This is a genomic window from Clostridium sp. MT-14, assembly GCF_042436595.1.
GTDB classification, from domain to species: domain Bacteria; phylum Bacillota; class Clostridia; order Clostridiales; family Clostridiaceae; genus Clostridium_B; species Clostridium_B aromativorans.
Window position 1 is genome coordinate 35,747 of sequence record NZ_JBHMIY010000006.1, and the last position, 19,546, is coordinate 55,292.

At 35.8% G+C, this 19,546-nt stretch carries 16 protein-coding genes, 1 riboswitch and 2 other annotated features; of the genes, 4 read left to right on the top strand and 12 right to left on the bottom strand.

What is annotated here, in order from left to right; genetic code table 11:
- Positions 1–21 precede the first annotated feature (21 nt).
- Genes trpC through trpE form a run of 4 tightly spaced genes read right to left on the bottom strand, consistent with a single transcriptional unit; the run spans position 22 to position 3,849 of the window.
- Positions 22–798, bottom strand: a complete 777-nt coding sequence (trpC, locus tag ACFHWD_RS06510; protein ID WP_150356117.1) for an indole-3-glycerol phosphate synthase TrpC — start codon at positions 796–798, stop codon at positions 22–24.
- Positions 799–831: 33 nt separating this feature from the next.
- Positions 832–1,848 (bottom strand): anthranilate phosphoribosyltransferase, encoded by a 1,017-nt coding sequence (gene trpD / locus ACFHWD_RS06515; RefSeq protein ID WP_150356118.1) that lies wholly within the window; start codon positions 1,846–1,848, stop codon positions 832–834.
- Positions 1,829–2,419, bottom strand: coding sequence for an aminodeoxychorismate/anthranilate synthase component II (locus ACFHWD_RS06520; protein WP_150356119.1), 591 nt, complete (start codon positions 2,417–2,419; stop codon positions 1,829–1,831). The genes trpD and ACFHWD_RS06520 overlap by 20 nt, the downstream gene beginning before the upstream one ends.
- Positions 2,419–3,849 (bottom strand): anthranilate synthase component I, encoded by a 1,431-nt coding sequence (trpE, locus tag ACFHWD_RS06525; protein ID WP_378061095.1) that lies wholly within the window; start codon positions 3,847–3,849, stop codon positions 2,419–2,421. The genes ACFHWD_RS06520 and trpE overlap by 1 nt, the downstream gene beginning before the upstream one ends.
- A gap of 59 nt (positions 3,850–3,908) precedes the next feature.
- Positions 3,909–4,221: a binding site (T-box leader), on the bottom strand.
- 151 nt (positions 4,222–4,372) lie between these two features.
- On the opposite strand from trpE, the gene ACFHWD_RS06530 reads away from it, so the two are divergent.
- Together ACFHWD_RS06530 and ACFHWD_RS06535 are read left to right on the top strand one after the other, a co-directional pair.
- On the top strand, positions 4,373–4,831 hold the full coding sequence (locus ACFHWD_RS06530; protein ID WP_150356121.1) for a MarR family winged helix-turn-helix transcriptional regulator: 459 nt from the start codon (positions 4,373–4,375) through the stop codon (positions 4,829–4,831).
- A gap of 3 nt (positions 4,832–4,834) precedes the next feature.
- Positions 4,835–6,220 (top strand): MATE family efflux transporter, encoded by a 1,386-nt coding sequence (locus ACFHWD_RS06535; protein ID WP_150356122.1) that lies wholly within the window; start codon positions 4,835–4,837, stop codon positions 6,218–6,220.
- Between the two features lie 52 nt (positions 6,221–6,272).
- Here ACFHWD_RS06535 and aspD read toward each other — a convergent pair whose 3' ends face one another.
- The 6 genes from aspD to nifS form a co-directional block, all read right to left on the bottom strand.
- Positions 6,273–7,886 (bottom strand): aspartate 4-decarboxylase, encoded by a 1,614-nt coding sequence (gene aspD / locus ACFHWD_RS06540; protein ID WP_378061098.1) that lies wholly within the window; start codon positions 7,884–7,886, stop codon positions 6,273–6,275.
- Positions 7,887–8,050: 164 nt separating this feature from the next.
- Positions 8,051–8,848: a 4-hydroxy-tetrahydrodipicolinate reductase gene (gene dapB / locus ACFHWD_RS06545; protein ID WP_229981543.1), complete on the bottom strand. Its 798-nt coding sequence runs from the start codon at positions 8,846–8,848 to the stop codon at positions 8,051–8,053.
- A gap of 89 nt (positions 8,849–8,937) precedes the next feature.
- On the bottom strand, positions 8,938–9,744 hold the full coding sequence (locus ACFHWD_RS06550) for a DUF166 domain-containing protein (RefSeq protein ID WP_150356125.1): 807 nt from the start codon (positions 9,742–9,744) through the stop codon (positions 8,938–8,940).
- Between the two features lie 140 nt (positions 9,745–9,884).
- Entirely contained in the window at positions 9,885–11,033 is a 1,149-nt protein-coding gene (locus ACFHWD_RS06555) for a double-cubane-cluster-containing anaerobic reductase (protein ID WP_150356126.1), read from the bottom strand.
- A 48-nt stretch (positions 11,034–11,081) separates the two neighbouring features.
- Positions 11,082–12,158, bottom strand: a complete 1,077-nt coding sequence (gene mnmA, locus ACFHWD_RS06560) for a tRNA 2-thiouridine(34) synthase MnmA (protein WP_150356127.1) — start codon at positions 12,156–12,158, stop codon at positions 11,082–11,084.
- A gap of 32 nt (positions 12,159–12,190) precedes the next feature.
- Positions 12,191–13,360, bottom strand: coding sequence for a cysteine desulfurase NifS (gene nifS / locus ACFHWD_RS06565; RefSeq protein ID WP_229981542.1), 1,170 nt, complete (start codon positions 13,358–13,360; stop codon positions 12,191–12,193).
- 163 nt (positions 13,361–13,523) lie between these two features.
- Between nifS and ACFHWD_RS06570 the strand changes: the two genes are divergently transcribed.
- Together ACFHWD_RS06570 and ACFHWD_RS06575 are read left to right on the top strand one after the other, a co-directional pair.
- A complete protein-coding gene (locus ACFHWD_RS06570) occupies positions 13,524–13,922 on the top strand; it encodes a hypothetical protein (protein WP_150356129.1) in 399 nt (132 codons plus the stop codon).
- Positions 13,923–14,002: 80 nt separating this feature from the next.
- A riboswitch (THF riboswitch) is annotated at positions 14,003–14,119 on the top strand.
- A 131-nt stretch (positions 14,120–14,250) separates the two neighbouring features.
- Entirely contained in the window at positions 14,251–15,042 is a 792-nt protein-coding gene (locus ACFHWD_RS06575; RefSeq protein ID WP_150356130.1) for a folate family ECF transporter S component, read from the top strand.
- A 47-nt stretch (positions 15,043–15,089) separates the two neighbouring features.
- Here the strand turns inward: ACFHWD_RS06575 and ilvB are convergent, their stop codons facing one another.
- Together ilvB and ACFHWD_RS06585 are read right to left on the bottom strand one after the other, a co-directional pair.
- Positions 15,090–16,763 (bottom strand): biosynthetic-type acetolactate synthase large subunit, encoded by a 1,674-nt coding sequence (gene ilvB, locus ACFHWD_RS06580; RefSeq protein ID WP_229981541.1) that lies wholly within the window; start codon positions 16,761–16,763, stop codon positions 15,090–15,092.
- Positions 16,764–16,920: 157 nt separating this feature from the next.
- Positions 16,921–17,118 (bottom strand) — a binding site (T-box leader).
- 202 nt (positions 17,119–17,320) lie between these two features.
- Positions 17,321–18,730, bottom strand: a complete 1,410-nt coding sequence (locus tag ACFHWD_RS06585) for an amino acid permease (RefSeq protein ID WP_150356132.1) — start codon at positions 18,728–18,730, stop codon at positions 17,321–17,323.
- Between the last annotated feature and the right edge of the window lie 816 nt (positions 18,731–19,546).

A 19,546-nucleotide genomic window follows, 5' to 3' on the forward strand; every position in this document is an offset into this window, starting at 1 on the left:
CTGCACCCCTTTCCATCCTGTTCACATCCTTGCATTTTTTACAAGCTCACGAATCCTGGATACATTATCTATATTTCTCATAAAAGTCTCACCTATAAGCACTGCATCTGCTCCAACACTTTTCAGATATTTTATATCTTTCTCATTTTTTATTCCACTTTCCGATACAATGGTAATGCCTGTGGGCATTCTTTTTATAAGCCTCTCCGTATTTTTTAAATTCTCCGAAAAGTCCTTCAGATTTCTGTTGTTTATACCTATGATATTACATTCTGCCTGCAGTGCAGTTTCAAGTTCTCTCTCGTCATGCACCTCCACCAGACATTGAAGTCCGATTTTTTCTGCCAGCTTGTAATACTCTTCCAGCTTATCTTTTAAAATTGCAGTTATAAGCAGCAGGGCATCTGCTCCAAGGGCCTTTGACTGATATATCTGGTATGGATCAACTATAAAATCCTTTCTCAGCACAGGTTTTGAATTTACTTTTTTAACCTCATCTATATACCTGTCATTTCCCTGGAAAAAATTCTTTTCCGTAAGTACGGAAACCGCATCTACATCCAAATCTTCATATATCCTCGCTATCTTCACCACATCAAAATCTTCCAGTATTACCCCCCTAGATGGAGAGGCCTTTTTTATTTCAGCAATAATGGATATCCCACTTTTGTCCAGTGATCTTTTAAAATTTCTTCTACTTGAATTTCCTGAGCTTTTGGCAAGTTTTGTCGCAGGCACAATCTGTTTTTCCACTTCAATCTGAGGTATTTTTTCTGCAACTATATCTTCAAGTATCACCTTATTTATCATCTCCTCATAATATAGGTATCTCTAACCGACAGCCCTGCTGCAATTCACAAGCTCCTGCAGCTTTTCATAGGCCCTTTTTGAATCTACAACTTCTCTTGCCATATCTATTCCCTCTGCTATGCTCCCGGAAACTTTTCCCACATAAAGGGCCGCTCCACTGTTCAAAAGCACAATATCCCTTTTGGGGCCTTTGCTGCCCTTGAGAATTTCAAGTATGAACTGTGCATTTTCAACGGCTGTGCCGCCTGCTATGTCATCCATACTGGATATCCTGATGTCAAAGTCTTCAGGATTTAAGGTATAATCTCTTATCTCACCATTTTTAAGCTCACTTGCATAGGTCTTCGATGTAGTACTTATCTCGTCCAGGCCGTCCTCTCCGCAAACCACCAGAGCTCTTTCACAGCCCAGATTCACAAGCACTTCAGCTGCCACATGGGTCAAGTTTTTATCGTATACTCCAAGTACCTGACCTTTTACAAATGCAGGATTCGTAAGAGGTCCCAGCATGTTGAACACGGTCCTTGTTCCCAATTCTCTTCTGGGACCTGCCACATTTTTCATGGCACTGTGATATCTCTGGGCAAAAAGAAATGCCATACCATTTTCATCTATGCTTTTCCGGGCATCCTCCGGATTTAAATTTATATCAAATCCCAGCTTTTCAAGTACATCTGCACTCCCGCTTTTACTGGACACCGCTCTGTTGCCGTGCTTTGCCACCTTCACTCCTGCTGCAGCAGCAACTATTGCAGCAGCAGTTGATATATTAAAAGTTCTTCCGCCATCTCCGCCGGTTCCACAGGTATCGATGACATACTCAGAGTCAAGCTTTAAAGGCAGGGCATTATCTCTCATTGCTCTGGCAAAGCCCGTTATCTCCTGAACGGTTTCCCCCTTTATCCTGAGAGCTATCAAAAATCCTCCTATTTGAGAGTCAGTTGCCTTTCCCTGCATTATCTCATTCATGGAATCATAGGCTTCTTTTTCTCCCAGATCATTTCCACTTATAACATCTCTAATTATTTCCTGCAGCATTACAAATCCCCTCCACAAAATTTTTAATAATTGTCTTTCCACTTTCCGTAAGAATGGACTCAGGGTGAAATTGAAGTCCATAGACTCTATATTTTTTATGTCTTACAGCCATTATTTCCCTGTCATCAAGGCTTTCACCAATTATGTCAAGTTCCCCGGGAAGACTTTTTCTCTCTAACACCAGAGAATGATACCTCATCACATCTATGGAATTTTTCAAATGTTCAAATATTTTGCTCTGCTTTAAAGCTACTTTTGATGTCTTCCCGTGCATTATATGCCCTGCTCTCACCACACTGCCTCCATAGGCACAGCCTATAGCCTGATGTCCAAGGCATATGCCCAGAATCGGTACCTGAGGTCCAAATTTCCTGACAACATCTATGCATATACCTGCATTTTCAGGTATTCCAGGTCCCGGGGACAGTATTATCCCCTCCGGATTAAGCACATCTATTTCTTTCAAAGATATCCTGTCGTTTCTCACAACTTTTATATCTTCATAGATCTCTCCAACATACTGGTAGAGATTGTAGGTAAAAGAATCATAATTATCTATCAAAAGTATCATCATATCACCTCTATCATGGCTCTGGCCTTGTTTAACGTTTCCCTATATTCATTTTCGGCAACGGAATCATAGACGATACCTGCCCCGGATTGAACATAAGCATATCCGTCCTTAAAAAGTATGGTCCTTATTGCAATACAGGTATCCATATTTCCATTAAAGGAAAAATATCCTACAGCCCCTGAATAAATTCCCCTTTTGCTGTTTTCCAGTTCGTCAATTATTTCCATGGCCCTTATCTTTGGAGCTCCGGATACAGTTCCCACTGGAAGGCAGGATATCAGGGCGTCTACATCTCCTAGATTCTTCTCCAGTCTGCCTGATACCTTTGAAACTATGTGCATTACGTGGGAATAAAGGCCCACATCCATAAATTTATCCAGATTTACACTTCCGAATTCACTTATCTTTCCTATATCATTTCTTCCCAGATCCACCAGCATCACATGCTCTGCTCTCTCTTTTCCATCATTTAAAAGTTCCTGCTTAAGCTTTATATCCTCCTCTGCACTTTTGCCTCTGGGCCTGGTGCCTGCTATGGGGTTGGTGATCACTGTGCCGTTTTTCACAGATACAAGACTTTCAGGTGACGACCCGGCTATTTCAAATTCCCCAAAATCAATATAGAATAGATAAGGGGATGGATTCTCCGATCTGAGTCTTCTGTACACATCAAAGGGATGGGAAGTGCTCTTTGATTTCAGCCTCTGGGATAAAACCACCTGGAATATGTCACCGGATTTTATATACTCTCTGGCTTTTTCCACCATTTTGCAGTATTTCTTCTCAGTGACATTGGAAGTAACCTGCTTTTCAGTGCCTTTTTCCTCCAGTCTGTGAAATGAATTTCCTCTGCCCACCATATCCTTTAGCTGCTCCAGCTGAAGCTCTACTTCCTGGTAAGTTATACTGTCACCTTCCATAAAATTGTAAATTAAATAGATCTCATGCTTGAAGTGATCATAACAGATAAATTTTTTATAAAACATCATGTAGGATTCCGGTGTTTCAATATCATCTTTATTTTCATCAGGTAATTTCTCATACTGCCTTACAACGTCGTAGCCTACATACCCTACTGCCCCCCCTGTAAATGGAATGGAAAGTCCCGGAGCTTCATAGGGAACATTTAAATATTTTTTAATGTAATCAAGTATTTTCCCTTTTATATTTTTAAATAATCCTTTTTTCTCCACGCATATGTTACTTCCACAGCTTTTCATTTTCATATAGGGATCCATACCTATGAAAGAGTATCTTCCTATTTCATTTTCAGAATATATGCTCTCCAGCAGAAATTTATTTTTTCCGTCTAAGTTGTAATAAATACTTATAGGAGTTGTCTCATCCCCGCTGCTCTTTATGAACAGGGAAAAATTTTTCTTCAAGTTTTTATATCTGTAAAACTCCTCTTCAGATAAATTTAACATTTTACCACCTTCTCCATATCAATTAGTAAATTAAATACAAAAAAGCCATTTCATCCACAAACTGGGACGAAATGACCGCGGTGCCACCCATTATTAATTTGTAAAACAGATTTTGAGAAATAAAAAAGCATTCCATCCAAAAGGACGAAATGCAAAATTTCGCTGTACCACCTATCTACAAACTATCTCATTCAGGTACGGATTTTACTCGATACCCTGTCCTTTTAACGGTAGACTACCGTCTCCTGCTACTATCATTTCGCAGGGCACCTCGAAGACCCATTCAATACAGGCTACAGCATTCGGCTCACACTGCCCCGAACTCGCTTGAACTAAATTCCTCTACCTACTCTTTCTTCTCATAAGTTTTAGCAGTTAAATTATTTTATATACTATACCACTTTTTCAGGATTGTCAATATAAAATTTTAATTTTGTTGCTAACTTGACAACTAAAAAATGGAGGTATACAATAAGTTAGTATTCTTAAGATTAGAATTCTAACTATATGAAGGGCGATGTGTATGACATACGAAGAACTACAAGAGTTACATGAACTGTTGTTTAAAACCATGGGTTTGTTCCACGAAAAATTTCTCCGCCAATTTCCAAAAGAAAGTCGTAAGTATCAAGGAATTAAAAAAAATCACATCATGATCATAGGCTTCCTCTATCAGAATCATGTTCTCACTGCAACCCAAATTGCAAAGATGCTCAATATGGAGAAAGGTAGCTTAACCACCTTAATCGATCAATTAGAGAAGTCTGGTCTGGTTATTCGCTGTGATGACGCTAACGACCGCCGAAAAACCTTGATATCCCTTACAAATGACGGAAAATTAGAAATAGAAGATATAATGAAAAACTCCATTCAGTGTATGGGAAAAATCTTAGGTAATACAGAACCCAGTGAGCTAATGAAGTTTGTTGATAGTCTTAAATATGCTGTAGAATTCATGCAAAAAATTAAGAAGGTGAATTGAAAAATGGATAGTACAATGGAACTTAGAGATGCAAAAATTAGTAGACTGCTGTGGAAATTTTCCTGGCCAGCTGTTATCGCCATGCTAGTAAACTCTATATATAACATTATCGACCGTATGTTTGTAGGCCGTGGGGTAGGTTCAATTGCTATTGCAGCTATAACCGTAGCCTTTCCAATTATGCTTATTCTCATGGCGGTATCTGTTCTAATTGGTGTTGGAGCTACATCGCTTATCTCCATCCGCCTGGGAGAAAAAAAGCCGGAAGAAGCTGAAAAAATCGCTGGAAATGCTCTGTTGTTGTTAATATTGCTGCCAATATGTATAAGCATTATTTATTTTCTTTTTACTAATCCTATTTTAAGTTTTTTTGGAGCCAGTGCTAAAACTTTACCTTATGCCAAAGATTTTACCCATATTATAATGCTAGCTTCGGCTTTGGGCTCTATAAGCATGGGAATGGTCAATTTTATCAGAGCTGAGGGTAATCCTAAAATGGCCATGTATACCCAGGTGATTGGAACTGTAATCAATATAGTCTTAAATTATATTTTTGTAATAAGATTAGGCATTGGAATTAAAGGATCAGCATTGGCGACTATCTGCGGTCAGATATTTTCATCGATTTGGGTGTTAAGTTATTTCCTTTGGGGTCATAGTTTACTTAAAATACGACTTAAGAATCTCAAATTGCAGAAAAATATAGTCATTAGTATCGTATCTATTGGCTTTGCCCCATTTTCAATGCAATTGGCCAATAGTCTTCAAAATCTTATCTTGAATAGAGCATTAACAACCTATGGTGGCGATATAGCACTTTCAGCCATGGGCATTGTTGGAAGTATATCCACCCTAATGTTTATGCCTATTCTCGGTATCAGCCAAGGCGCCCAGCCTATAATCGGTTTTAACTATGGCGCTCAGCAATTCGATAGAGTAAAAGAAGCCTTGAAAAAGGCAGTAATTGTGGGTACAATCATAGCAGTAGTCAGCACTGCAGTAGTGCATATATGGCCTACTCAAATTGCCAATATGTTTAATAACAATAATATAGAGCTAACCCGACTCGCTGCCCATGCAATGTCAATCTTTTTTTTAATGTTTCCTGTGGCCGGCTTTCAAATTGTCTGTTCCCAATACTTTCAGGCAGTTAACAAGCCAATTCAATCCACAATTTTAGGATTATCCAGGCAGTTGTTGTTATTGATTCCTCTATTGCTGATATTGCCGCATTTTTGGGGCATTGAAGGTGTATGGAGGACTCCGCCTATAGCTGATATTTCATCTGCTCTCATAACTGCAGGTGTTATCTACCTGGAAATGAAACACATAAATAGAGAAGAAATTATTCAAACTGTTGAGTTGGAAAAAGCTGTCGTTAAAAAATAAACACAAAATTAATGTAAAAAACTTTATTTTTGGTGAGGAGATACTTGACTCTTTATTCTCTTGTATTCTCCCAATTTGCAACATATTCTTCTAGTATGCTGTGAATAACTTCTCCTATTTGTGAATAGGATTCATCATCTAAATTTGCAAGAGATATCCTTATGGACCACTTAGGACCATGAAACCCGCTTCCCCCCAGAAGTACTATTGAAGATTCCTCTGCCAGCTTCAAGAGAACATCTATAGGTTTATAATTATCTTTCAAGTAATCTGCAAACTCTCCTCCATAGTTTTGTTCTGCCCATTCCAGGAGATCAAACTGGGCATAATATGAAGCATCAAAGGAATTTTCATCTAATTCAAGCCCCAGCCCATTAAATAACAACTTTTTCCGCCTGTGACATATGGAATTGACCAGATCCTTATATCTATTTCTTTTATCCACCAAAGCAAACAGCGCGAAAAAAGCCATTTGAACCTGCTGCGGCGTAGACAATCCTGCTGTATGATTAAGGGCTACCTGTCTGCTGTCCGCCACTATCCTGTCTATAAAAGGAATTTTTTCAGATTCCGTTGAAAGTGCCGCATACCTCCTCTTTGCCCTTTCTTTTTTGTCCTCATCCTGCTGGCCCAATAATTTATCAAATACATTGTCTTCATACAGTGCAATAGTTCCAAGTCTCCATCCCGTTACTCCAAAGTACTTGGAAAATGAATACACTCCTATGGTATTATATGGCAGATCTGCCATCAGAGAATGAAAATTCTCTACAAAAGTTCCATACACATCATCTGATATAATCATCAAATCAGGATTACTCTTTTCTACAATCTCCTTCAATCCTTTTACTATAACAGGCCTCATAGCTATAGAAGGCGGATTACTTGGATTCACTATAAATAATGCTTTTATACCAGGATCTGAAATCTTTTTTAATTCTTCATAGGAATATTGTCCTGTAACTTCATTGGCCATCAGTTCCACAACTTCAAAATCATATCTTGGCAAGTGCGGAATTTCCAGATATGGAGTAAAAATGGGAACCATAATTGCTATTTTATCCCCTTTAGACAGCATGTTATTGGCTATAAGGCTGTCAAAAATATAGCACATACCTGCAGTGGCCCCCTCTACCGCAAAAAGATTGAATTTCCTTTCAAGTGGTTCATTATAACACAATTCTTGAATAAGATAATCGTGGACAACGCTTTCTACATGCCTGAGTATCCTTCCTGGCTGTGGATAATTGTCCCCAATAATTCCATCTGTCAGCTCATATATCCATTCGTCCTCATCAAATCCCTTTATGGTAATTCCGTAATTTATCATCTTCTCAAGTGTTTCCATCCCCGGTTCACTTTTGTTTTTTCTCATGAAATTTAAAAATCTAGCTGCAATTCCATCCCTTTTCGGCATACCTGCCAGATCATTGTCATTCCATACCCTCCTACTCTCTTCTACAGCAAAATGCCCAAAGGTAAAAAAGGCCTCTCTGGGTGCAGCTGAAATCCAATTTGGATTTCCTCTTCCTGCATCTAAAAGGGAATGTATTCCTGCCTCCTTAGATTCTTCGGCCAAGCTTATCAACCTATTTTTAAGTTCAAAGGGACTTACTTTTCCATATATAGCTTCTATTTCTCTACGTTGAATGTTATAATTACCCATGATTTTCTCTCCTACAATCTATTATTTTAATATTTCCTCACTTTACATCTACCATACATCGATTGGTTCATTTAAAAATATATGCTACTGTATATTATTTTCATGAGAAAATATATTATGTATCCATAAAAAAGGATTTAGCAACTGCCAAATCCTTTTCTCCCCTATATCCTGAGCACGTCTTCCATACCATAAATTCCAGATTCTTTCGCTTCTAAAAAAAGTGCTGCCCTGCATGCTCCTCTGGCAAAACATTCCCAATTGTATGCATGGTGAGTAATTTCAAGTCTCTCTCCCATAAGACCAAATATAACAGTGTGGCTGCTTGATATGTCCCCGGCCCTTACCGAGTGAAATCCTATGGTTCCCTCTTTTCTTGGCTCTTCGCCCTCTCTTCCATAAACGGCCACCTCTTTTAGATTTTTTCCAAGAACTTTAGCCATAATCTCTCCCATTTCCCTTGAAGTTCCGCTGGGGGCGTCTTTTTTATATCTGTCATGCATTTCTATTATTTCTATATCCGACATGTTTCCTATAGCTTGTGCTGAAATTTTCAAAAGTTCATACATGAGATTTACCACCATGGAAGTATTAGCGGCAATTATAAGTGGTATATGCTTTGAAAGCTTCTTTATCTCATCGTATTGATTTTCCGAAAATCCAGTGGTACCGCAAACAACTCCTTTCTTATACTCCAATGCTTTTCTCATAACCTCCATGGAAAATTTCGGTGTAGTATAGTCAATTACAGCATCACATCTTTCTATAACGGATTCCAAATCATCTGTCACTTCAGCCCCTATAGATTTGCCCAACCCAGATACCAATCCCACATCCTTTCCTATATAATCTCTTCCCTTTGGAGCCACAGCTGAGACTACTTTCAATCCATCAGTATTCTCAGCCATTTTTACAATAAGTCTTCCCATTTTCCCCCTAGGTCCCGTCACTAGTATATTCATATACAATCCCACTCTCCATCCTCTGTTCACTTTTAATTTCACTCTATAATATACCCATATAAAAAGCAATACACTATGTAAAAAATTTCTCAAATTCTTATTATTTCAGCCCTTTCCAACGCACTGTAATGAGTATATCCTGCTATATGAAGAGGTGTGTCACCAAGTTCACCATCTATATGCATATCTCCAAGGCAAGGATAACTATGCCAATATTTGGCCAGGGCTCTTCTCGCTTCTTCTCCTAGTTTTTTCCCCTCCAGATGCCTGGCTATATTGTAACCATTTCCACAGGGCGCAGATATGATAACTTCTGCTTTCCTTATTATATTTCTGTTGTCTACAAACAATCTGAAATTCGGTTTTCCTATTTTAAAAGTATCTATAAATTCATTTATAAGAGGAAATTTTCCATAATTCAATGTACAAAATGGTTTGGGAAATGCATACTGCAGACGGTTTTTTTTGCATTCATCCACTAACTTTTCCCTTGTCCATTTAGATACCCACTTTCCACTCTCACAAGCTGCTATTAATGCTTTTCCGCCACTATTATGCAGCAATTTTGGAATCTCAACTATTATATCCTCATGTATTCCCAACAACACAGCTATATCATGTTCCTTAAATTTACTTGGAAGATATTTCAATGGAAAATCCTCAAATTTTCTATATAAGTCAGGAAGCTTTACTATTTCACTTATACTATCTTTAAAATTTAATTTGTACCTTCCCCTACACCACATACATCTCCTGCCGCATACTGTACATACCTCTTTAGAATCAATCATATTAGGTATGAATTTTGAATTTGCAAACCTGCTGTCCGTTTTTATATAAAATTCATTTTCAGGTAATTTACTGCTTTTTTCGGAACAGACTATAAGCATCTTCATCATCTTTCCTCCCATATATAAAGCATTGTTTTACACGATATATCATATTGCAAAAATTTTCAGTAATTTTGGTGCTGACTAAAAGGACTCAAGTTTTACCATTATTTTTATAAACACTGAAAAACTCAAGCCCTATTTTATTACAACATTTCTATAAATGCGGATATCCTGGTTTTTATCTGGCCTATATCTGCCTGGGAGTAATCCGTTTCAATGTTCATATAAGGTATATTCTTTTTTTCCGTAACAAATTTTTTCATCCCATAGGACTCCACACTGTAAGTATGACATGCTTGGAGAATTACATCTACTACACCGTCAACCTTGTATTCATCAATAAGCTCTGATATAAGCTTTGTCCTATTGTCATTGGGAGTCATGCAGGAGCAGCCTATATTTAAATATTTTTCAGTAAGTGCATCTATCGGCTCTCTATCCTCATCTACCAGTCTACTGGTTTCCTTTATACCTGTACAATTTTCATAGCAAACCACTACCCCGCCATTTCCCTCTATGGCATTTATTATCTTTTCAGTTGACTCTCCTAAAGGACATCCTGTCACAAGTATTCTTTTAGCATCTTGTGAAACCTTTTCTGCCCCATTTTTCTGTTCTTTTACAACATCATCTATCAAATTATATATTTCCTCTATCTCTGCATCCTTGTCCCATTTAAAAGAAGCACCACTTAAAACTCTAAGCATTTCAAGTCCAGTTATAGGCGGTGGATCCATCTTTCCCAATGCGGAAAATGCCATTAAAGCTTTTCTTTCCTTATTTCTTACTTTTATAGATTCCCGAATTTCTTGTTCCGTTATGCTGACGCCAAACTCCTTCTCCAAGTGGCTTTTAAGCTTTAATATTTCATTCTTCCATAACTTAAAGGAATCCTCACCTGCACTGGTTTGGGGAAGCTGCATAACATGTACATTCTTCACTTTGGATAAATATTCATACATTTTCTTTTTTCCATCACAGGTAGTCTCTCCTACTATAAGATCAGAAAAATAAAAATAAGGGCACTTGTCAGTTATTGCAAATCCATAGCTGGATTTTATGAGAGGACATAAATTTCTAGGAAGATATTTTTCAGCATCTTCTATGGTTTCATCACTTTTAGCACAAAGGGACACAGATACTGCACCAGAAGCATTTATAATCTCCCAGGGGGTAAACGTGCAAAAAGTACCTACGACTTTTTTGCCCTCATCTTTGAGGTTTTTTATTCTTATAAATCCCTTTTTTCTAGAATCGCTAAAATCATCAAACACTTTCGGCAGATCATTCATATTAAAATCTCCTTTACCATTGTATTTATTCTATAATTTTAACATGAATCACTGCACACTTTCAATTATTCCGCCTCCAATTAAAATATCTCCACTGTAAAATACTACAGATTGACCTCTTGTAATGGCTCTCTGTTTTTCTGAGAACTCAACCCTTACCCTTTTTTCATCCTCCATACTTATAGTTGCTTCTGCAGGTACAGCAGAATATCTTATTTTGGCCTGAACTTTCATGGGTTTTTCCAATTTTTCAAAAGCCATAAAATTTACATCCACTGCAATTAAATTTTTTTTAAATATATCCTCCTGTTTCCCAAGCACAACTTCATTTGCAGCCGGATTTATATCTACAACATACATAGGCGTTCCCAAAGCTATTCCAAGACCCTTTCTCTGTCCTATAGTATAATAGACTACTCCTTTATGTTTCCCAAGTACATTTCCATTTTTGTCTACAAAATTACCTTCCTTAATCTTACCGGGTACACATCTTTTTATATAAGAACCATGATCATTATCAGGTATAAAACATATCTCCTCGCTGTCCTTTTTATTATGAACCCCAAGGCCTATATCTTTTGCTATTTTTCTTATTTCTTCCTTATTATATACACCACAGGGCATGAGTGTATGCGCCAGTTGAAATTGACTCAAATTGTAAAGAGCATAGGTTTGATCCTTTTTAACGTCTTTTGATTTTTTCAGGACATACCTTCCATTTACTTTTTCCACCGTAGCATAGTGACCTGTAGCCACATAATCTGCACCCAGCTCCACCGCTCTTTTTAAAAGCTCCTCAAATTTTATATACTTATTACAAGCTACGCAGGGATTGGGAGTTCTGCCTTTCACATATTCATCTATAAAATAATCTATTACATTCCGTTTAAATACATCTCTAAAATTCATAACATAGTAAGGAATTTTCAAATGGTATGCTACAGCTCTGGCATCATCTACCGCACTCAGGGAACAGCACCCTCCCTCCATACCTTGATAATAATCGTCATCCTGCCATACCTGCATGGTAGCTCCTATAACGTCATATCCCTGTTTTTTCAAAAGATATGCTGCCACAGAACTGTCCACACCTCCGCTCATACCCACTACTACTTTTTTTACCATATTTATCACCTGTTCCACTTAGAAGAAATTATCTAATGTGATCTTTCATTCCATCTTTTATTACTTTTTCTAAAGTCAGAAACCCTGCGGCTTAGGACCTTTATCACATAGTCCACGTCATCCTCTGTAGTTTTTGCCCCTAAAGTAAGCCTTAGAGAGCTTTTGGCTTCTTTCTCAGAAAGCCCAATTGCAGTGAGTACATGGGAAGGTTCTACTGCTCCTGCGGAACATGCACTCCCCGTGGAAACATATATACCTTCACGGTCCAGAGACATGACCATGATTTCACCATCTACAAATTCAAAACTTATATTCACGTTACCTGGCAGTCTGCAGGTTCTATCTCCATTTAAACTAGCATACGGTATTTTCAAAAGCCCATCTATTAGCTTATCTCGTAAATATATTAGTCTCTTTCTCTCTTCATCCATATTTGAAGCTGCAATCTCCAATGCTTTCGACATACCAACTATACCTGCAATATTTTCTGTACCGGCCCTTCTCCCTCTCTCTTGAGAACCCCCATGAATTAGACTGTCTATCTTAGTTCCCCTTTTTATATAAAGAGCTCCCATACCCTTTGGGCCATAAAATTTATGTGATGCCATCGAGAGCAAATCTATATTCATAGACTGCACATCGATGGGAACATTTCCCACAGCTTGAACTGCATCAGTGTGAAATAGAACTCCCTTTTTCCTGCAGATTTTACCTATATCACTTATTGGCTCTATAGTGCCTATTTCATTATTTGCAAACATAACAGACACAAGTATAGTATCCTTCGTAATTAAATTTTCAAGCTCCTGTAAATCAATTTTTCCAAATTTATCCACAGAGAGATAGCTTACTTTAAAGCCATGATTTTCTAGATATCTACATGTATTCAATACGGCATGATGTTCTATTTTTGTAGTTATTATATGTCTTCCCCTATTTTTATTAGCCAGTGCTACTCCCTTTATAGCCCAATTGTCGGCTTCAGAACCTCCACTTGTAAAAAATATTTCATCTTTATTTGCATTTATAATCTTTGATATACCCTCTCTGGCTTTAGCTATTGCCATTTTAGTTTTTCTTGATATATAATAAACCGAAGAAGGGTTGCCAAAATTCTCAGTAAAATATGGATTCATCTCCGCCAAAACCTCTGGCTTAACAAAGGTGGTAGCTGCATAATCCATATATATTTCTCTCTTCATCGATTGTCCCTCCCATATAATAAAATTTTTATACAGTTTATGCATAAATGTAGTAAGTTACTGCAATATAATAATTCTATTTTTAAATAGAGTTTTTGTCAACATAAGCGAAATTCAAATTATTATAAAATATCTAATTTAGGATAGGAAAGGATTTTATCATATGAAAATAAAAATAGCAGTATATGGAAATAAAGATTCCATTTTATCTGGTATCAACTACTGCAGCTGCAAAGACTCAAGTTGTTTTAAATGTTCAAACTGCTCAAATTGCAAATCCGGCAAAAATGAGAGTTCATCAGACAAATTGATCTTTAGAAGAACTTACGATCTATATGGCAATTTAAAAAATTTTCTAGAAATAAGTGATGTAGCACAAAATATAGATATAAAATTTATAGAATTAAGTAATCTCAATTTTTCAACTGATGATGCTAAGGTAAAAAAAGTTATAGAACAAGGATTTACCCCACCTATAACAGTAATAGACGGCATAATAAGATATTACGGTGGAATTTCCAATATACTTGTTTACAGAGATGTAAAAGAACTTCTAAATTAAATATCAAAGTCGAAATTTCTTCATATCATGCAAAATATATAGACAATATGCATGCCATTTTATATAATTAAAATATAGGTAGCAGAGTAAATATTATGCATAAAGTGTTAGAGAATGGGAGGTTGTCTCTAAACAAAAAGCTTAAATGCATTACATTATTGATTTAAAGCTTATGATATAATATTGCTTCCGCTGTTACATTAAAGGGATCTTGTATTTACCTCTTTTCTCTTTAATGTGACCACATTAAAGAGAAAAGAGGTGTTTCTATTGAAAATCAATTAACTCCTTGTAAAGTTAGATCAAATAAACACTGGAGGTAAAAAATATGAAAAATAGAATGAATACAAAATTTCTCGTTACTACTGCCGTATTTATTGCCATTGCACTTGTCTTAAGATCTTTTTCCATATTAATAGCTGCAGGTGGTATACTCACTATGAGAATAAGTTTTAGTGCCATATTCTATGTAATGCCGGGACTTCTGTTCGGCCCGCTTTATGGCGGAATTGCAGGAGGACTGGTAGATATATTGGGATACATAATAACTCCCATGGGGGCATATATTCCCCTGCTTACCATCACCAATGTAATTGCCGGCTTTTTACCTGCTGTTATATGGAAACGTATTAAGAACACTGAAGAGCATAAAATAATAAATTATTACAATGCATTTTTTATACTCTTATTTCTAATAGGTTTATTCAATTTTATGGTAACAAAACTTGCAGCCCAGTCCTATTTGGGCAAATTATTAATATCACTGGGTACAAAGTCTCAGTATATGGTCGCCGGCTTCATGCTTATAGGCGTTATAGGAATAGTACTGTTTATTATAAATATGTTCATTAAAAAGGGAACTGGAAAAGCCCGTGATTTCATAAACAGCAACTATTTTAAACTGGCCATCTCCCTTGGAATTTCCGGAATTATTGTTTCCACTGCAAATACTTGTATTTTGCTGATATTCACTCCAGCTCTTATGACAAAAGGATTTATGATTATGTGGATACCACGGATAGTACAAACTCTGCTCATGACTATAGTAAATTCCTACATCATATGTATACTTTTGTATTCCTATGAATTATTTGAGGGTAGAATAGTAAAAAAAGCTTAAAACAAAAGGAAATTGTCTCATGGCAAAGTTTGAGACAATTTCTTTTTCTACGCTATAATTTCCGTTATAGCAGCACCTGGTGGAACAATGGGATGAACCCTCTCCTGTCTGTTTATATTACATTCTACTATAACAGGTTTATTTAAATTTAAAGCCTTTACTAAAACTTCTTCCACCTGATCATTGGACTCTATTTTAAAAGCTTCTATACCATAAGCTTTTCCCAATTCCATGAAATTCACGTCCTGTCCAAGCTCTGTGCTTGAAAATCTCTTATTGTAAAACATATCCTGCCATTGATATACCATACCTAAAGCATGGTTATTTAAAAGTAATTGTACAATGGGCAGTTTATATTTTGCCACAGTAGCAAGTTCAACTGAATTCATTTTAAAACTTCCATCTCCTGCTACGTTTATTACCCTTTTGCCGGGGTTTCCTATAGATGCACCTATAGACGCTCCCAATCCATATCCCATAGTTCCAAGTCCCCCGGAAGATATGAATGTACGGGGCTTTAAAAATTTAAAATATTGAGCAGTCCAGATTTGATTTTGTCCTACTTCAGTAGTTATTATACAATCCCCTTTAGTAATTTTATAAAGACAGTTCATTATATATTTAGGACTTAATCTACAATTTTTTTCAAAGGGATCCTTTTCTTCACTTTTCCACTGCTTTATTCTATACATCCACTTTTCATGACTGGCATTTTTCACCTTCTTATTTATCCTTTTGAGTACCTCTCTCACATCTCCTTTTATGGAAATATCCTCACTAATATTTTTGTCAAACTCCCTTGAATCTATATCTATATGAATTATTTTAGCTTTAGGAGCAAAATCCTCCACTTTGCTTATAACTCTATCGCTGAATCTCGCTCCTATGGCTATAAGCAAATCACAATTATTCACAGCATAATTTGAACAGGGATTGCCATGCATGCCCACCATTCCCATATAGCTTTTATTATTTCCTGGAAAAGCTCCAATTCCCATAAGAGAACAGGTAATCGGAGAATCTATTTTTTTAACCAATTCCATAAGTTCTCTTTGAGCTCCAGATATAACTGCACCGCCTCCTGAATATATAACTGGTCTTTCACTATCATCTATCATATCAACTGCTTCATCTAGCCTGTCTTTAAATTCTCTCTGATTAAAGCCTATCTTATTTTTAGATACAGCTAAATCATCTACTTCTGGCTTATACTCAACTTCTGATTCCTGTATATCCTTAGGTATGTCTACGACCACAGGGCCCGGTCTTCCACTGACAGCTACCCTGAAGGCTTCTCTTACAATACCTGCTAAATTTTTTACATCTTCAACCATGTAATTTTTCTTAGTTATAGATGAGGTAATATCCCTGATGTCTACCTCTTGAAAAGAATCTTTTCCAAGTAACTTTAAAGACACCTGTCCCGTAAACACCACAATGGGAACGGAATCTCTATAAGCTGTTGCGATTCCAGTCACTGTATTAGTTGCACCCGGACCCGAAGTTACAATTACTACTCCAGTTTTTCCAGTAGATCTAGCATATCCATCTGCAGCATGAGTAGCCCCTTGCTCATGAGCAGTCATTATATGATTTATATCCTTTGAATTGTACAAAGCATCATATATGGGAAGGACAGTACCTCCAGGATAGCCAAAAACAGTATCCACCCCTTGTTCTGACATACATTTTAATAACACTTCTGCACCCTTTAATTTCATATACAAAGCCCCCTAATTGTTAATTTTTTAACATACTTTATTTTAATTTTATATTTTTTCTTCTTAGACCAGAATGAATTTTTGTGATAATTCTGTAAATTGCATATATTTTCTCAATATATTTTAAAACTAGAATATAAAAAAACCAAACCACTCACCCTGGGGCGAGAGTTTGGTTCGCGGTACCACCCAATTTTTTTCTCAACTACAATAACGGCTTTGCCGGTACAGCTTACTTCTATTTCAGCCTACAACTCCAGGGTGATTTTCAATAGTTTATAATCTATGAGCTTTCACCTTATCTCACTCTCTTTAAAATCTTTTACTACCTACTCTTCCCTATCACGGTTTTATATATTTTTAAATTACATTCACAAATTAATTTATTATATGTGACGATAATAATACCTTATGCTCTAAATGTCAATAGTTTTTTTAATTTTTTATTTTTTGTTCATACTTTTTTTAATATTCTATTATCTACATGAGTAAAATAGATACAGATTTTTCCTGTATCTATTTTTTCATACATAATTTATTTTATTATGGCTGAAATATTAAATTACTTTTTCCTGATTATTGTCTTCGGTAATAGTACTGTGTTTGTATCCATATATAAAATAAAGAATTAATCCAAAAGCAAGCCATACTACAAATCTCATCAAAGTTACTTTTTGAAGATGTGCTATTAAGAATGCACAGGATATTACAGCGAGCATAGGAATAACAGGTGAAAATGGAACCTTAAAACTTCTCTCTCTATTAGGTTCTGTCTTCCTTAAAACTATAACAGATGCAGATACTATTATAAACGCTGCCAACGTACCTATGTTGGTCAGTTCTGAAACAATTCCTATTGGAGTAAATCCAGCTACAACCATGGTTATAATACCTACCAGCAATGTACTCTTTACAGGTGTATGAAATTTTAGATTAACGTGTCCAAATACCTTTGGAAGTAGTCCATCTCTAGACATGGCAAATAATATACGAGTCTGTCCAAACATCATAACAATCAAAACTGAAGTTAAACCACAAATTGCACCCACCGAAACCAGTGCCGAACCCCAATTTATACCTACCTGCTGAAGAGCAAAGGCCACAGGAGCTGCTGTCTCCTTAAATTTCAAATATGGAACCATACCTGTTAATATAGCTGATACTACAATATACAATACAGTGCAAATAATCAATGAACTTATAATACCTTTCGGCAAATCTTTCTGAGGATCTTTAACTTCTTCCGCTGCAGTAGAAACTGCATCAAATCCTATATAAGCAAAGAATATCACTGAAGCACCAGCAAAAACCCCATTCCAACCATAAGGCATAAACGGATGCCAATTAGCCGGCTTTACATGTCCTACTCCCAGCACTATGAATAATAATACTACCGCTAATTTTATTCCAACTATTATATTATTTGTAGTAGTACTCTGTTTTACACCTGCTATCAAAATACCAGTTATAAGCACAAGTATAAGTACTGCAGGTAAATTTATTACTCCGCCTTCAAAAGGTGCTTTCGTAATAGCAGCCGGAAGTGTAATTCCCAAGCTTCCCAATATGCTGTTAAAATATCCGCTCCATCCTATGGCCACCGTGCCAATTGCAAACGCATACTCCAGAATTAAATCCCAGCCTATAATCCATGCCCAAAATTCTCCCAGTGCTGCATATCCATAGGTATATGCGCTTCCGGCTACTGGAACCATAGCCGCAATTTCTGAATAGCACAGCGCAGCAAAACCACAGGCTAAACCTGCTATGATGAATGATATTATAAGAGCTGGTCCAGAATAATTTGCTGCCGCTATCCCTGTCAGTACAAATATACCTGTACCTATAATTGCTCCAATGCCAAGCATGGTAAGTTCAAAAGATCCCAATACCTTCTCTAAAGATTCTTTACCTTTAGTTTCTGCTATGAGATTATCTATAGATTTTCTCCTAAATATATCTTTCATAAAGTTATTGCCCCCTCATATATTTTATTGCAACTCAGAATCAAAAAAATTTTTTAATATTCCTATAGGTTTTAATAATTATTAATACTAACTTGAAAACTTAAACAATGCATCGTTTTAATTTGCAATTGCAAATCAACACCATTTTTATAATAAATGAATGTTTTTATTATAATACCACCATTTATTATACAAATCAATATCATTTTATAATTTCTTTTATTATTTTTTTATTGTTTTATCATTTTTTTCGTATTGTATTTATAATCATTTAATTATGTATACGTTTAATGAAATGATATTTTTGGATTTATTCATAAATTCTATTCAAATTTACAGAATCTATTATGTCAATATACTAAGAATCATTAAACCTCACAAAAATTTATTATTGCATATATATTTTTTTATGGATTATTATATATAGAATAAATATTTATAAAAATATTTATAAAATTAAGAAATATCTTATCTATTTAATTTTTATCATAAATTGAACTTTTAAATATCCATTTCAATAATTTTACCCTATATTTAAAATGAATAAGTCAAACTTATCTTATATGAAAAAAATTTTAAGTTAAACTTCTATAATAAAATTTATTCTAAGAATAATTATATTGAAATATTTATTACATTCTTATCTTATAAATGCAATTTCATAATAAAAAAATACCAAATAATTTGAATATATTTTAAACAAACACATAAATTACCTTCAACTGTATTTTTATAACATAACTTAAAAAGAGATATACCAAAAATATTTTTGATATATCTCCAAACTGTGTTCTCATAAAATATAACCTAATTTTG